The sequence below is a fragment of the Falsirhodobacter sp. alg1 genome (assembly GCF_000739715.2).
Lineage (GTDB): Bacteria > Pseudomonadota > Alphaproteobacteria > Rhodobacterales > Rhodobacteraceae > Falsirhodobacter.
Genome location: NZ_BBJC02000002.1, coordinates 140,761 through 154,130, shown reverse-complemented (window position 1 = coordinate 154,130; position 13,370 = coordinate 140,761). Strand labels below are relative to the sequence as shown.

Annotated in this window: 16 protein-coding genes and 2 tRNA genes; 10 read left to right on the top strand and 8 right to left on the bottom strand. The window is 57.1% G+C overall.

Translation table 11 applies throughout. The features are described from left to right. Window positions 1–114: 114 nt before the first annotated feature. The 3 genes from TR36_RS15710 (at window position 115) to TR36_RS04915 (ending at window position 965) form a co-directional block, all read left to right on the top strand. Complete coding sequence (locus TR36_RS15710; RefSeq protein WP_192841315.1) at window positions 115–282, top strand: hypothetical protein; 168 nt, start codon at window positions 115–117, stop codon at window positions 280–282. Continuing rightward, window positions 279–482 (top strand): hypothetical protein, encoded by a 204-nt coding sequence (locus TR36_RS15460; RefSeq protein ID WP_153010495.1) that lies wholly within the window; start codon window positions 279–281, stop codon window positions 480–482. The genes TR36_RS15710 and TR36_RS15460 overlap by 4 nt, the downstream gene beginning before the upstream one ends. A gap of 252 nt (window positions 483–734) precedes the next feature. Next, the gene (locus tag TR36_RS04915; protein WP_045389675.1) at window positions 735–965 is read left to right on the top strand and encodes a hypothetical protein; all 231 of its coding nucleotides are present in this window, start codon (window positions 735–737) and stop codon (window positions 963–965) included. A 406-nt stretch (window positions 966–1,371) separates the two neighbouring features. Here the strand turns inward: TR36_RS04915 and TR36_RS04910 are convergent. Together TR36_RS04910 and TR36_RS04905 are read right to left on the bottom strand one after the other, a co-directional pair. Next, window positions 1,372–1,445: transfer RNA gene (locus tag TR36_RS04910), tRNA-Gly, on the bottom strand. Between the two features lie 42 nt (window positions 1,446–1,487). Further along, entirely contained in the window at window positions 1,488–1,964 is a 477-nt protein-coding gene (locus TR36_RS04905) for a fasciclin domain-containing protein (protein ID WP_045389678.1), read from the bottom strand. 112 nt (window positions 1,965–2,076) lie between these two features. Between TR36_RS04905 and TR36_RS04900 the strand changes: the two genes are divergently transcribed. Both TR36_RS04900 and TR36_RS04895 read left to right on the top strand, forming a co-directional pair. Continuing rightward, window positions 2,077–3,183 carry a Ppx/GppA phosphatase family protein gene (locus TR36_RS04900; RefSeq protein WP_045389682.1) on the top strand — a complete coding sequence of 369 codons (1,107 nt, stop codon included), beginning with the start codon at window positions 2,077–2,079 and terminating at the stop codon, window positions 3,181–3,183. Continuing rightward, window positions 3,180–3,902, top strand: a complete 723-nt coding sequence (locus TR36_RS04895; protein ID WP_062762567.1) for an RlmE family RNA methyltransferase — start codon at window positions 3,180–3,182, stop codon at window positions 3,900–3,902. The genes TR36_RS04900 and TR36_RS04895 overlap by 4 nt, the downstream gene beginning before the upstream one ends. A 6-nt stretch (window positions 3,903–3,908) precedes the next feature. On the opposite strand, the gene TR36_RS04890 is transcribed toward TR36_RS04895, so the two are convergent. Beyond that, complete coding sequence (locus TR36_RS04890; protein ID WP_237763518.1) at window positions 3,909–4,478, bottom strand: DUF882 domain-containing protein; 570 nt, start codon at window positions 4,476–4,478, stop codon at window positions 3,909–3,911. Between the two features lie 276 nt (window positions 4,479–4,754). Here TR36_RS04890 and lpxD point away from each other — a divergent pair, with 276 nt between their 5' ends. Further along, a complete protein-coding gene (gene lpxD, locus TR36_RS04885) occupies window positions 4,755–5,849 on the top strand; it encodes a UDP-3-O-(3-hydroxymyristoyl)glucosamine N-acyltransferase (RefSeq protein WP_045389691.1) in 1,095 nt (364 codons plus the stop codon). A 31-nt stretch (window positions 5,850–5,880) separates the two neighbouring features. Here the strand turns inward: lpxD and TR36_RS04880 are convergent, their stop codons facing one another. The 4 genes from TR36_RS04880 to TR36_RS16330 form a co-directional block, all read right to left on the bottom strand. Then, a complete protein-coding gene (locus TR36_RS04880) occupies window positions 5,881–6,516 on the bottom strand; it encodes an invasion associated locus B family protein (RefSeq protein ID WP_045389694.1) in 636 nt (211 codons plus the stop codon). 219 nt (window positions 6,517–6,735) lie between these two features. Beyond that, a complete protein-coding gene (locus TR36_RS04875) occupies window positions 6,736–7,671 on the bottom strand; it encodes a tyrosine recombinase (RefSeq protein ID WP_045389697.1) in 936 nt (311 codons plus the stop codon). Between the two features lie 3 nt (window positions 7,672–7,674). Continuing rightward, a complete protein-coding gene (locus TR36_RS04870; protein WP_062762565.1) occupies window positions 7,675–9,192 on the bottom strand; it encodes a hypothetical protein in 1,518 nt (505 codons plus the stop codon). Continuing rightward, window positions 9,182–9,316 carry a hypothetical protein gene (locus TR36_RS16330; protein WP_255357345.1) on the bottom strand — a complete coding sequence of 45 codons (135 nt, stop codon included), beginning with the start codon at window positions 9,314–9,316 and terminating at the stop codon, window positions 9,182–9,184. Before TR36_RS16330 ends, TR36_RS04870 begins: the two co-directional genes overlap by 11 nt. A gap of 143 nt (window positions 9,317–9,459) precedes the next feature. On the opposite strand from TR36_RS16330, the gene TR36_RS15455 reads away from it, so the two are divergent. Both TR36_RS15455 and aroB read left to right on the top strand, forming a co-directional pair. Beyond that, a complete protein-coding gene (locus TR36_RS15455; protein ID WP_045389702.1) occupies window positions 9,460–9,999 on the top strand; it encodes a shikimate kinase in 540 nt (179 codons plus the stop codon). After that, complete coding sequence (gene aroB / locus TR36_RS15450) at window positions 10,000–11,097, top strand: 3-dehydroquinate synthase (RefSeq protein WP_062762563.1); 1,098 nt, start codon at window positions 10,000–10,002, stop codon at window positions 11,095–11,097. A 148-nt stretch (window positions 11,098–11,245) separates the two neighbouring features. Here aroB and TR36_RS04855 read toward each other — a convergent pair. Next, window positions 11,246–11,320: transfer RNA gene (locus tag TR36_RS04855), tRNA-Gln, on the bottom strand. Window positions 11,321–11,424: 104 nt separating this feature from the next. On the opposite strand from TR36_RS04855, the gene TR36_RS04850 reads away from it, so the two are divergent. Together TR36_RS04850 and rpe are read left to right on the top strand one after the other, a co-directional pair. Further along, on the top strand, window positions 11,425–12,591 hold the full coding sequence (locus TR36_RS04850; RefSeq protein ID WP_045389709.1) for an NAD(P)/FAD-dependent oxidoreductase: 1,167 nt from the start codon (window positions 11,425–11,427) through the stop codon (window positions 12,589–12,591). Between the two features lie 76 nt (window positions 12,592–12,667). Next, window positions 12,668–13,357 (top strand): ribulose-phosphate 3-epimerase, encoded by a 690-nt coding sequence (rpe, locus tag TR36_RS04845; protein ID WP_045389712.1) that lies wholly within the window; start codon window positions 12,668–12,670, stop codon window positions 13,355–13,357. The last annotated feature ends 13 nt before the right edge of the window (window positions 13,358–13,370 follow it).

Sequence of the window (13,370 nt, the reverse complement as noted above, 5' to 3'; positions counted from 1 at the left end):
GCAAGGTCAGCTAGGGCGTCCTATTGGCTGATCTGATCCATATTGCGGCTGCCCTTGGGTAATGCATCGGAACATCCGGGATTGGTAGGAGTTTGGGAATCAGGAGGACCAAAAATGGCCAATGAACCCAAACCGGCAAAGACCAAACGTGATGATCCGGAGCGCTTGGAAAACTCGCAAGCTGAACACGAAGGGTCAGCGCATGATCCAAGCGAATTTGATGTGATGAATCCCGAACGCACCAAGGGAAAGCCGAATTCCGAGGTGGAGGAACAGCAATGACTCGTGAAGTTATTGATCAGCGGGCGCAGAGACATGATCCGGCATCAACGAATACCGAATTTGCTGACGAGCCTCGTGCCGACACAAACAGCGATGCCGATAAGGTAGCTGGTCGTCCTGAAACGCATGCAACTATTCGCGATAAAGGGCATAGCCGCGTCGTTGATGATTTACCAGATGGACGAGATATTAAGGGTTAGGTTTTTTCCGTTAATATTGAATATAGATACACTTTAATTTAATGCCCGCTAGTTGTTTAAAACAGCGGGCATTTGTAATTTTTACAGCGATGCAGTCCATCTGCCTAGCTTGAGTTTACGCGCCGGTCAATTCGTCAGGGCCGCTAGCAACCCAAGCACTGCTACGATTTTCAAGGTATCTTTATCAACCAAGACGACATTGTCGTCGATAATCCGGTATTCCTTGCCATGAGGCGGCTCGGGGAACCGTTTATGGTCGTTCGGATGGTAGGGACGGCCACGTTGACCATTGTCGCCTACCTTGGGGCCATTGTGCTTGCCGTTATCGTGACGCCGATTATTTGCATCCCGATGATCGCGCTGATGGGAATCATGCCGCTGATCGGCGCGTCCGTCATCCCGGTCATTTCCACGCGGGTTGCAGTTGCGATCATGTTGCTCCGAGCATCCTTGCTGGCGGTTGTCATGCTGCTGCGCCTGTAGGGACGGCGACGTTATGGCCAATGCTGCGATTGCCAGAACGACAGGGCGGATGATGGTCGATCTCATGTTTGGCTTCCATAATTCTTGAGCTGTTCATGTAATGCGTAACGGCTGTATTACATCAACAAACAGAATAACGGTTTTGGGTATTTCAAAGTTCCTTGCAACAGTATTCACAATTGCCATGGCAGATACCGGCAGCATTTTGCTTGCGTAATAATAAAATAGGAAAAACATCGCTTATAAAGTTTTTTGAAAATAAAAAAGCGACGGAATAATGAAATACCACTTCTAATAACGTTGGCATTGCAAAGCATGATAAAATTTCCGCTGCCTGTTTCAAGCAGGGCACGAAATGCGATACGCGCGACAGCGCATGCATTTCGGATGTCTAGGATGAGAAAAATGGAGCGGGTGAAGGGAATCGAACCCTCGTCGTAAGCTTGGGAAGCTTCTGCTCTACCATTGAGCTACACCCGCATTGCCACTCCAATATTCGGCAAGCAGAGCATCGTCAAGCAGTCACGATGCCGGAAGTATCAATGAATCGACGATGTTCACAGTACCGTTGGATTGACTGAGATTGGCCGCCTCGACGCGATGATCACGGCCTGTATCATCTCTGACCACCAATTGTGATCCGCTACGATACAGGACAAGATTACATCCACCAACGGTCCGGATTGCTACCGGTTTGCCCGTCGCAAGTACGTTCTCGACCAAAGCAGTCGGAGCCATGTGGCACGTCAAGATCTGGACCAGCTCTTCACGGCCATTCGACGACAGGGCAGAGCGGGGCATTTTGGCAAAGGCGGCGTCAGTAGGCGCAAAGATCGTATAGGGTCCAGGATTTGCCAATGCCTTATCAATTCCGGTTGATCGCATGGCGGATGCAAACTGTGAAAGCTGGGGCGTACCTGCGGCAAATTCATAGACATTCGCAGCAGCAACCGGTGTTGCAGCCATCATGGCACAGACAAGAGCAATCGCTTTCCGCATAACCACCTCCCGCGTTCTTTAGTGTAACGTGGGTATGTCCGGACGGTTCCGCTACCCTTGCGCTTATTCCACCGCCACCTTATTCTGGGGGTAACCGAATGGAGGGCGAATTATGGCGCCCGAGCGTCCCAAGGGTGTGGACGCGATCCCCGATCTGATACGGGTAGAACCGTCTGTCACCCTTCCTGATCCAACGCTTTATGCGGCGCTGGATTTAGGTACTAATAGTTGTCGCATGTTGATTGCCGAACCAAAGGGCAGTCATTTTCAGGTCGTGGATAGCTTTTCCAAGACCGTGCAGCTTGGTCTAGGTCTGGAAGCATCCGGACGGCTTTCGCGTGCGTCGATCTCACGTACGATACAGGCCCTGCGGATCTGCCAGAAAAAGATTGAGAAGCACCACGTCCGTCACATGCGGCTGGTTGCGACCGAGGCATGCCGCCGCGCCCGTAATGCACGTGATTTTATCCGCACTGTTCGTCGCGAAACCGGGTTGCAGCTTGAAATTATCAAGCCGGAGGAAGAAGCACGCCTTGCCGTTATTTCCTGCGCGCCACTGGTAAGCCCCAAGACCGAACAGCTTCTGGTTATCGACATTGGCGGCGGCTCCACCGAGCTTGTCTGGATCGACCTGTCTGATGTCGAGCCATCGCAGCGTGCAAGGGCCATCATGGCCTTGCACGCCGGATTCCGGTCCGAACTGGGTGCCGCACGTGTTGTGGACTGGATCTCCGTTCCCCTTGGTGTGGCAACGCTCAAGGATCAGTTCATCGACGTCGAGAATGACGCTGCCCGCTTTGCGCTCATGAGCTGGTTTTTTGAGGAGAACCTTGCAACGTTTTCGCCCTATAATGCGGATAACACACGTGAAGGTTTCCAGATCATAGGGACCTCGGGCACGATCACCACAGTTGCTGCATCTTTTCTTGGTCTTCGGCGCTATGATCGAACCAAGGTGGATGGGCTACGGATGACCTCGTCGCAGATTGATACCGTCATTCGCAACTATCTTGCCTTGGGCCCCGAAGGGCGCCGTATCGATCCGCAGATCGGACGGGATCGTCACAGCCTGATCATGTCGGGGGCCGCAATCCTGCAGGCGCTGATGCGTGTATGGCCGACAGATCGGCTTTCGGTAGCTGATCGTGGCCTGCGTGAGGGGCTACTTTATCAACAAATGAACGCGGATGGCGTTCTGGAAGACGGACCGCTCAGATGACGGAAAAAAATACTTCGGGTCGCGGACAGCGTGACCTGCGCGTACGTGTTAAAACGGCCAAGGGGCGCAAGCTGTCCTCCACATTGTGGTTGGAGCGGCAATTGAACGATCCCTACGTTCAGCGGGCCAAGCGGGAAGGCTATCGTGGGCGCGCCGCCTTCAAGATCCGGGAGCTGGATGACAAGTTCGGTTTCCTGAAGCCGGGTTGTCGGGTGGTCGATCTCGGCTGCGCTCCAGGTGGATGGTGTCAGGTCGCGGTTGAGCGGGTGAATGCCCTTGGGCAGCGTACCGACAAGAAGGTCGGCACGGTACTCGGCGTTGACCTGCAAGAAGTCGATGCCATCTCGGGCGCAGAGGTTCACCAGCTGGACTTTCTGGCGGATGACGCGGACGAACTGGTGAAAGGTTGGCTTGGCGGTCCGGCTGACGTCGTGATGAGCGATATGGCCGCAGCATCATCCGGGCATAAGAATACCGACCACCTGCGCATCATCATGCTGTGCGAGGCTGCGGCGCAGTTTGCTTTTGATGTGCTGGAAGAAGGGGGAACCTTTGTTGCCAAGGTTCTGGCCGGTGGTGCCGAAAACGAGCTTCAAAGCATTCTGAAGAAGAACTTCACCAAGGTTGCCAACGTGAAACCGCCGGCTTCACGTTCGGACTCTTCGGAAAAATTCGTCGTTGCGATGGGCTTCCGCGGCAAACGCGCAGATTTCGGCTAGGGCGCCTTAGGCGCCCCAGTGCCGCACGGCACCACAATCCATGTGAACGAAGTTGGATCGGCTGTAACGGCCGACACCACCCGAGGAGCAGGCTTCGGCTGCGCGGGCCATCTGGTTGACGGAGCGGGATTTCAGGCGGACATCGGCGGCCTGACCGCGCATGTGCAAGGAATTGCGGGCAACACCCTCGGTCTGCGAGGCCAACATTGCGTTTGTCTGTGGGGAGCGGTAGCCCGACAGCAGCATATAGGGTTCGCTGACATCAAGCAGGGCATGCGAGGCTGCCAGAATATCCAGGGTACGAGGATCGAAGTTGATGATCTGGCCGGTGCGCCAATCACGAACAAAGCGATTCACGTCGGTCAGGGCTTCGGGAATGTAATTTCCGTCAATCCAATAGATCGTATCGAGGGTTTCGCCCGTCCGACCGTTGTACATGTTGATTCGGCGGATATCACCTGCGCCGCGTAGAAATCCGAATGCATGTGAGGTTGTCGGGGCCGCGGTAACCATCGTCGCTGCAAAAGCACCCAAAAGCCCACGCCGCGTCATGCCTGAAAACGCTTGTCCTGCCATCGTTCTGCCTGTCCCATTTTATTTGCCACGGCCGCATTATCGCTGCAGCTTCGTGTCTGGTTCATTAATGTATCTCGCGCAGGTGGCCTTTAGCCAAGCAAAACCTCCGCGAGGTTCCGGCACAACACTCGCTTTCGGCGGAAAGTTGCCTGCGTTCTGCAAATTGGACGACAAAGCAACATACTGTTGCAAAAATGCATGGAGCGATCGCGTATCCGGAGCACTGGATTCAACGCCTCAAGATAGCTAGGTAAATAAGGACTGAAGGAGTCCTTGATGCCACAACATACTATCCGCGACATCGCAAATGCCCTTGATGCCGAAGCGGCAGGGGATCTCGATCTGATCGTTTCTTCGATTTCGGAACCGGGTGGCGCAAGCCAAGGACAACTCGCCTTGGCCATGAGCCCGAAATACGCTGAAGGGCTGGCTGCAGGGCAGGCGGAGGCAGCGGTTGTATGGCAGGGGGCTGATTGGCAGGCATTGGGCCTGAAAGCTGCGATCTTTGCACCGCGTGGCCGGCTGGCCATGGCGGGTCTGTCGCGTATGATGGACGTAGGGCCGGATATCGCGCCGGGCATCCACCCCATGACAGTTATCGATCCCACAGCCGAAATTGGTGAGGGGGCCGCAATAGGACCATTCGTAACCGTTGGTGCGGGTGCCAGGATCGGTCCACGGGCGCGTATTGCCTCGCATACCTCCATCGCCGAAGGCGTTGTGATCGGTGAAGATGCGCTGATCATGAACGGGGTAAAGATCGGAGCGCGTGTGCATATCGGGGACCGGTTCATCGCGCAGCCGGGGGCAGCAATCGGCGGTGACGGACTGTCATTCGTGACGCCGGAAACCTCGGGTATTGAAGAAATCCGCCACACGCTTGGAACGCGTGAAGAGATTCGCAAACAGAAATGGGTTCGCATCCATTCTCTGGGATCGGTCAGGATCGGTGACGATGTGGAAATCGGCTGCAACAGCTGTATCGACCGCGGAACCGTGCGGGATACGACTGTCGGCAATGGAACCAAAATCGACAATCTTGTTCACATCGGCCACAACGTAAACGTGGGTGAGGATTGTCTGCTATGCGGTATGGTTGGCATTGCCGGCTCGGTTCAGGTTGGGAACCGTGTCGTACTTGCCGGCCAGGTCGGTGTTTCCGACAACATCTTTATCGGCGACGATGTCATTGCCGGGGGCGGCACCAAGATCCTGTCGAATGCCCCTGCGGGGCGGGTCCTGCTCGGGTATCCTGCCGTAAAAATGGAGAACCATGTCGAGATGCAGAAGGCGCTGCGCCGGTTGCCCAGAACCGCAGCGACAGTGCAGGAACTGAAGCGCAAGGTTCTGGATACAGATACCCCGAAATGAACAAAGCCCCGGATTTTCCGGGGCTTTGCCTTTATTGGGCGTTGGCCGCGATTACCGCTTCGTACCCGGCGGTAAAGCCTGTCAGCGACACGTCAAGTTCCACCTTCTGGTCGGGTGCAACCACCGGAACGATAGTCAGCAATACCTTGGAGCCACGCTTCAGGCTGTCCACTTCAGCCTGGGTAAAGCCGATGCGGGCTACGCAACCGATTTCGCTGCACCAGGTGAAGGGATAGACCTTCGGCGGCGCGCTATCGATCTTCATTGTCAGGTTTGCTGTCAGCAGCGTTTCCAACGGTACGATGATGGTCGCGCCCGCTGCGGCCTGGCTGCCGGCAGGCAGGTTGAACAGGCTGAATTCAGCTACGCTGTTGTTCTGATTATCCTGCAGCAATTGGTACAGCTGGCAGCGTTCCTTACCGCTTCCGTCCGAAATGCAGCGCTGTTCCCATTTTTCGAATTTCGCAACGATGCGCATCGGATCTTCGGCGGGCGCTTGGCCCATGCTCAATCCTTGGGCAGTGGCTGCGTCTCCATCCGCCGTCGGCGCTGCGGGGGCCGCAGGTGCCACGGGTGATTCCGGGGCAGGGGTCGTTTGTGCGCTGGCGCCTTGGGCAAGGCCAACTGCCAAGGTCAGCGCCATAAGGTGGGAAAGCGGTTTGGACATTAGTATCGGTCCTCGGACTGGTTTCGCGGCGTGTTTATCACGCAAGATGACCCCTGTCAGGGTTAATCTTTCACCTGCACCATACGTCCGGCCCCAAGATAGAAAAAGGGACCAGCACCAGCTGATCCCTTTCTCTATTTATTATCTCCCTGTCGGACTGGCCGACTTATTGCTTGAAAATTACTCAATTGCTGCGCAGACGTCAACTCTTATCACAAATCACAGATCATCCTCGGGTTTTGCCAAGGGATGGTGGTTCAGGACAAGATCGCGCATTTGCTGATCCACCACATGCGTATATATTTCCACCGTGCCGATATCAGCGTGGCCAAGCATGGTCTGAATACTGCGCAGATCCGCGCCGCCTGCCAACAGATGCGTGGCAAAGGCGTGTCGCAACTTGTGCGGCGTCACACGACTGGGTGATATGCCGGCCGCCACCGCCATCTTCTGAACCATACGAAAGAAATGCTCACGCGTGAGGTGGCCGGTGACACCGCCACCCGGAAACAGAAACCGTGATGGGCTGTTCCCGTCCCTGAGCAAGCGTGCGTCCTCGGCCTCGCGCTCTGCAACCCAGACTGTCAAAGCCTCTTTTGCCGGGGGTGAAAGGGGGACAAGGCGTTCTTTCCCGCCTTTGCCACGCACCAGCAGCATTTCCGGATTACCCTTTGCAGCGGTCAGCGTCAGTTCCACAAGTTCCGATACCCGCATACCCGTGGCATAGAGCAGCTCCATCAAGCAGCGGTTCCGCATCTGTACGGCATCGCTTCGGCCCGTATCGCGGGCGACCTCCAGAAGGCGCTCCACCTCGTCAAGCGATAGGGTTCCAGGCAAGCGTTTGGACTGGCCCGGCCCCTTGAGGCGAAGTGAGGGGTCATCCGCCCTTAATCCGTCCTCATGGGCAAAACGGTAAAGTTGCCGTATCGCGACAAGACGGCGGGCGCGGGTAGACACGGACAGCCCCTGTGCATCGCAGAAAATCAGGTAATCCTCTATCATCTCCCGTGTGGCGCAGGCGAAATCGCTGTTGCGGCGGGCGAGCCACCCCGCGAAATCCCGCAAGTCCCGGCCATAGGCCAGCAGGGTATTGCGGGCAGCACCTGCCTCGGCAGCCTGCGCATCCAGAAAAACCGAGATCCAGCGTTCGTCCATTTTTCAGCCCCGCCGATCGAGAATCATCATCTGCAGCGCGATCTTCCGCACCGCAGGCTCCATCCCCAAGGCATGCAAGGTCGCCAAGCCTTCGGTAACACCACGCAGATCCCCCTGTATGCCACGAGAGATCCGGTCCACTGCATAGAGAATGGCCTCGCCTTGGCGATGACGCGCCAAAAGGTCGGCCGCCTCGTCCGATAGGCCCTTGCCGGTGGTTGCTGCGGTTATCGCGCGCGACAGACCGTCAATTGATGGTACGCTGCCCGGGTTTCCCTGAAACAAGGCCCACAGGAAACGCTCTTCGGCATCGCGAGGCTGAATGTGTTGCAGAGCGGACGGATCAAGATCCGCGATCAACCCGAGCCTGAACGCAAACGAGGCCGCTTCTCCTGTCAACGGCAGATCGACCAGCGCCTCGGCATAGATGCGTGCAAGTGTCACTTCCAGCTCGGCGCGCTGCATCTGGCTGAAGGCAATGGGCAAGGCCTGTGCCACTAGGCGCGTATCCTTGGCCGCAATTGCGGAATCTAGTGCCTGTATGGCCGCCACACGATCCCATAATCCGCCCGATGCTGCCGGTGACTGGCGGGTGTAGAAATCAAGCAGCTGGTTCGGATCCAGAACGCCGGCATGGGCCAAACGCTCTGCCGCTTCTATTTGCGCTTTCCATCCGGCGGTATCGCGCAGTTCGGCATGGGCGAATGCGATCGGCAGGGTGAATGTGGGCAACGGTTCTCCGATTGCCTCGAACATCCGCCAGTCTATCGGCGTCGGACGCTGTGGCGGGGACAGAGATGGCTCCCCCTCAAAAAGGTCGGGGTCCAGAAAGCGCGCAATCAGATCGGATTCGCTGGAATCAATGATCCCAAGCGTCCGCGCCGAATGGAGTATTGTCGCGGCGGCCTGCCAATCCCCGGAGCGGGCGAGACAATAAATGCGGGCCGGATATCCCGGCGCCAATTGTGGTGCGGCATTCAGAACACCGCAGGCCCGCGTTTCGGTGCCTTGCAGCAGAGCAATGTCAAAGCGCCTGCGGAAGGCCTCGGCCCCGCGTGCGCCGGACACGTCAAGCAGGGCTTGAGCCTGATCCAGGGCGCCCAGCTGGACCAGTTTGTCGACGCGGGCAAAAAATAGCGTACCGGGCCGTCCCTGATCTCCGGGCGGCCAGGCTTCTGCCAGAAGCAGCGACATCGTCAATTCATGTACTGCGGGCAGGGAATTTGCAGGGGCCGTGGCGACGCGTTCCGCAATGTCATCGGCCCGGCCCGGGCCCCACAGGTTCTGTGGCAAGCCCGTCTGTCGCGGGGTCAACAGGCCCGCCGCATCCACATCCGCCGTATCAAGCGGTGCGGTCGCCACATTGCCGGGCATGGCACTGAGCCCCGGCTGCGGCTGTTCAGCCTGTGACGGGGTGGGCGGGCTTTGCGTCAGCCAGTCAATGGCCGACAGCGGCGATTCGGCGAACAGCCGCGCCGGAACCAGAAATAGAACAAGGGCCAAGCTGGCGCTATTGCGCATCCAGCGTCACCGGCTGCGTCACTTCGGCCTGCGGCGCGCGAAGATCGCCCACATAGGCAAAGGCAACCAGCGCGGCAAAAGCCAGAATTACAAGAACCAGCACCAATTTAAGAATGAACCCCATTGCCTGTCCCTCAGCCGTCATGCGCCATTATGGCGAAATTGCGATTATATATGGCATTTGCCTTAGGATCACGCCATTACCCTATATTGCCGCACTCGGCCAGCGATGCGGCATCAAAACAGTTGCAGGGGAGGCACTGGGACGTGGGCCGACTGAAAAAGACGGTCGTGCTTGTGGGCATGATGGGGGCAGGGAAAACTGCCGTTGGAACGCAACTTGCACGGCAGTTACGAGTACCGTTCGTTGATACCGATGACGAAATTGTGCGCGCGGCCAATACGACCATTGCCGATATATTTGCCCGGCACGGCGAGGAATTCTTTCGCGCCAAGGAAAGCCAGGTTCTGGCGCGTCTGCTGCGTGGTTCACCGGTGGTCCTGTCAACAGGCGGCGGTGCCTTTCTATCGGAAACCAACCGCGCGCTGATCGCCGAAAACGGCGTGTCCGTATGGCTGCAGGCAGATCTGGAACTGTTGTGGCAAAGGGTGCGCCACAAGAATACGCGCCCCTTGCTTCGGACGGAAAACCCGCGTCAGACGCTGGCTGATCTGCTGGCATCGCGGGAAGGGGCCTATAGCGAGGCTTCGCTTGTCGTGGCGTCCGCGCCCGACATGTCAATCGATATGATGGCGCGCCGCGTGCGTGAGGCACTGCAGACGCGCCCCGACGTTTTGGAGAGTTGAATGCATATCATCCCCGTAGCTCTTGGTTCCCGCAGCTATGAGGTGAGGATCGGCAGTGGCCTGATCGACACGGCAGGCGTGCATATCGCGCCGCTGCTGCGGCGCCAGCGTGTAGTGATCGTTACGGACGACAATGTTGCCCGAAACCAGCTTCCCCGATTGCAGGCCGGGTTGGAGGCTCAGGGCATTGCCCATGAAACGCTGATCCTGCCCCATGGTGAATCAACCAAGAGCTGGCCCGAATTCACCCGTACCGTCGAATGGCTGCTGGACCGGAAGGTAGAGCGGCGCGATGTCGTCATCGCCCTTGGCGGCGGCGTGATCGGCGATCTGGTGGGTTTTGCCGCGTCTGTTTTGCGTCGTGGTGTGCGATTCGTACAAATCCCGACCTCCTTGTTGGCGATGGTTGACAGTTCGGTCGGCGGCAAAACAGGTATCAATACCACCCAAGGCAAGAACCTAGTGGGGGCCTTCCATCAACCAAGCCTGGTTCTGGCCGATATCGATGCGCTTCAAAGCCTTTCGCTGCGGGAACTGCGGGCAGGCTATGGTGAGGTCGTAAAATACGGGCTGCTGGGAGATGCCGCATTCTTCGAATGGCTGGAGGCCCATGGGCCGGAGATACTTGCCGGTAATGCTGACAGCCGTACCTACGCCGTGCGTCGCTCCGTGGAAATGAAGGCCGAGATCGTTGCGCGTGATGAAACCGAAGAGGGGGATCGTGCGCTGCTAAACCTCGGGCACACCTTTTGCCATGCTCTGGAAAAGGCCACAGGCTATTCCAACAGGCTGCTGCACGGGGAGGGGGTCGCAATCGGCTGCCTGATGGCATTGGAGCTGAGCCGGAAGCTCGGTTACGGCCCTCAGGAAGCGCCGTCGCGATTTGCCGCGCATCTGGACGCTATGGGCATGAAGGCAAAATTGGCTGACATCGACGGCGATCTGCCCGACGCGGACGAACTTCTGTCCTTGATGGGACAGGACAAGAAGGTGGTCGACGGCCAGCTGCGGTTCATACTGACACGCGGAATCGGCGATGCCTTCGTTGCCGGTGATGTGCCCGGTGACAAGGTGCTGGAGGTTCTGGAGGGGCGCTGAAGCCTTTCAAGCCACTACCACCGCCTGGATGGAAACACATGGCCGAGCCGAAGGGTTCGGCCATTTTCGATCATGCAGCCACAGCGGATACAAGAGGCGCATATAACTGATTTGGGAAATATTTTTGTCAGTATTATCTAGGTAATACTGGCTGGGGCGGCAGGATTCGAACCTGCGAATGGCGGTACCAAAAACCGCTGCCTTACCACTTGGCGACGCCCCAACTCTGTGAAGCGGCTTCTAATCAGGTTGTTCGGTGGCCGCAAGAGATAAAATGCAAAAAAAACACGCGTTGTCCAAAGTGTCCGGCAGATATAGGACCAAGACATGGAAAAAGTGGATGTCGTCATTCTTGGTGCGGGCGCTGCGGGCATGTTCTGCGCCATCGAAGCTGCGCGCAGGGGCCGGAGTGTTCTGGTTATCGATCAGGCCAAGTCCCCGGGTGAGAAGATCCGTATCTCCGGGGGCGGGCGTTGCAATTTCACGAATCTTGGAATCACGGCCGAACGGTTCATTTCGCGAAATCCTCGGTTCGCCCTGTCTGCCCTGAAGCGCTATACGCAATGGGATTTCATCGAACGGATGGATCAGGCGGGAATCTCCTGGCATGAAAAGACGCTGGGGCAATTGTTCTGCGACGGCTCCGCAATCCAGATCGTGAATATGCTGACACGTGAAATGCACGAAGCTGGCGCCCAGCTGTGGCTGAACACGCAGATACGGCATGTCCGGGCAGGGTTCGAGGTTGAAACCTCACGCGGTTTGGTGCGTGCAGAAAAAGTCGTGGTGGCAACGGGCGGAAAATCCATTCCCAAAATGGGTGCCACCGGCTTCGGATACCAGATAGCGGAACAGTTCGGGTTGCGGATCGTCGAAACTCGGCCAGGCCTTGTGCCGCTGACCTTTGCCGAACAGGAGCTGGAACATCTGCGCCCCTTGGCGGGTGTGGCTGTGGAGGCAAAAGTTCGGACAGGCGCAACCTTTCAGGAACCTGTGCTGTTCACACACCGCGGGCTATCCGGGCCAGCAATTCTGCAGGCCAGCAGCTACTGGCGTGAGGGAGAGGTGCTGCGCCTTGATCTGCTGCCCGCTGGCGGCATGGAGGCTGCATTGCGCGCCTTGCGCCAGTCAGAGCCGCGCATCGCCATAAGAACGGCCTTGGCACGCTATTTGCCGGAAAAGCTGGCACGATATATTGACGCAAGATTAGGGATTACCAGCTCTATCGGGGCGCTTTCAAACGCTGCCTTGGCCGATGTTACGACACTTGTGCATGATCTGGCGCTGAAGCCCGTGGGAACCGAAGGCTACCGCACCGCAGAAGTGACGCTTGGTGGCGTCGACACCGATGATCTCGACGCCCGTACGCTGGAAGCACGCAATGTCGCAGGTCTATATTTCATAGGTGAAGTTGTAGACGTAACCGGTTGGCTTGGCGGGTATAACTTTCAATGGGCCTGGTCATCCGGCTGGGCTGCAGGGCAAGCCGTGTAATGCCGATATATAAATCCTGTAATCTGTATTATGTGACATATCGGATCATATCCGACTATAGCGGGAAGATTTTTTCATGAGTTTTGATCGTTCATTAAAGATTGCGCCTTCCATTCTTGCAGCTGACTTTTCCGCCTTTGGTGCGGAATGTCGTGCTGTGGAAGCACAAGGTGCTGACTGGATCCACGTTGATGTAATGGACGGACATTTCGTGCCGAACATCACGTTCGGCCCCGCGACCTGTGCCGCGCTGCGGCCACATATCAAAGGCATCATGGACGTTCACCTGATGATCGCGCCTGTGGATCCTTATATTGACGCCTTTGCCAAAGCTGGCGCCGATATCATCACCGCCCATGTCGAAGCCGGCCCGCATATCCACCGCACACTACAGGCCATTCGTAACGCCGGCTGCAAGGCCGGTCTGGCCCTGAATCCCGGCACGGGTTTGGATGCAGTATCCCACCTGCTCGACATGGTTGATCTGGTCTGCGTGATGACGGTCAATCCGGGCTTTGGCGGACAGAGCTTTATCCAGTCGCAAGTCCAAAAAGTTTCCGACCTGAGAAAGATGATTGGTGATCGTCCGATCCATATCGAGATCGATGGCGGCGTTACGCCCGTCACGGCACCCTTGGTAACAGCAGCCGGAGCTGATGTTCTGGTCGCCGGGTCGGCCGTATTCAAAGGTGGATCTTTCGATAAGCCAGAAGCTTATGGGGAAAACATCATGACAATTCGTAATGCTGTAAGCGGCACTATGTGAACGAATATCGAGG

Excerpts from the sequence above, each read along its gene's own strand:
- TR36_RS15710 (WP_192841315.1), top strand. The coding sequence starts at position 115 with ATGGCCAATGAACCCAAACCGGCAAAGACCAAACGTGATGATCCGGAG.
- TR36_RS15460 (WP_153010495.1), top strand. The coding sequence starts at position 279 with ATGACTCGTGAAGTTATTGATCAGCGGGCGCAGAGACATGATCCGGCA.
- TR36_RS04915 (WP_045389675.1), top strand. The coding sequence starts at position 735 with ATGGTCGTTCGGATGGTAGGGACGGCCACGTTGACCATTGTCGCCTAC.
- TR36_RS04905 (WP_045389678.1), bottom strand. The coding sequence starts at position 1,964 with ATGCGGAAAGCGATTGCTCTTGTCTGTGCCATGATGGCTGCAACACCG.
- TR36_RS04900 (WP_045389682.1), top strand. The coding sequence starts at position 2,077 with ATGGCGCCCGAGCGTCCCAAGGGTGTGGACGCGATCCCCGATCTGATA.
- TR36_RS04895 (WP_062762567.1), top strand. The coding sequence starts at position 3,180 with ATGACGGAAAAAAATACTTCGGGTCGCGGACAGCGTGACCTGCGCGTA.
- TR36_RS04890 (WP_237763518.1), bottom strand. The coding sequence starts at position 4,478 with ATGGCAGGACAAGCGTTTTCAGGCATGACGCGGCGTGGGCTTTTGGGT.
- lpxD (WP_045389691.1), top strand. The coding sequence starts at position 4,755 with ATGCCACAACATACTATCCGCGACATCGCAAATGCCCTTGATGCCGAA.
- TR36_RS04880 (WP_045389694.1), bottom strand. The coding sequence starts at position 6,516 with ATGTCCAAACCGCTTTCCCACCTTATGGCGCTGACCTTGGCAGTTGGC.
- TR36_RS04875 (WP_045389697.1), bottom strand. The coding sequence starts at position 7,671 with ATGGACGAACGCTGGATCTCGGTTTTTCTGGATGCGCAGGCTGCCGAG.
- TR36_RS04870 (WP_062762565.1), bottom strand. The coding sequence starts at position 9,192 with ATGCGCAATAGCGCCAGCTTGGCCCTTGTTCTATTTCTGGTTCCGGCG.
- TR36_RS16330 (WP_255357345.1), bottom strand. The coding sequence starts at position 9,316 with ATGGGGTTCATTCTTAAATTGGTGCTGGTTCTTGTAATTCTGGCTTTT.
- aroB (WP_062762563.1), top strand. The coding sequence starts at position 10,000 with ATGCATATCATCCCCGTAGCTCTTGGTTCCCGCAGCTATGAGGTGAGG.
- TR36_RS04850 (WP_045389709.1), top strand. The coding sequence starts at position 11,425 with ATGGAAAAAGTGGATGTCGTCATTCTTGGTGCGGGCGCTGCGGGCATG.
- rpe (WP_045389712.1), top strand. The coding sequence starts at position 12,668 with ATGAGTTTTGATCGTTCATTAAAGATTGCGCCTTCCATTCTTGCAGCT.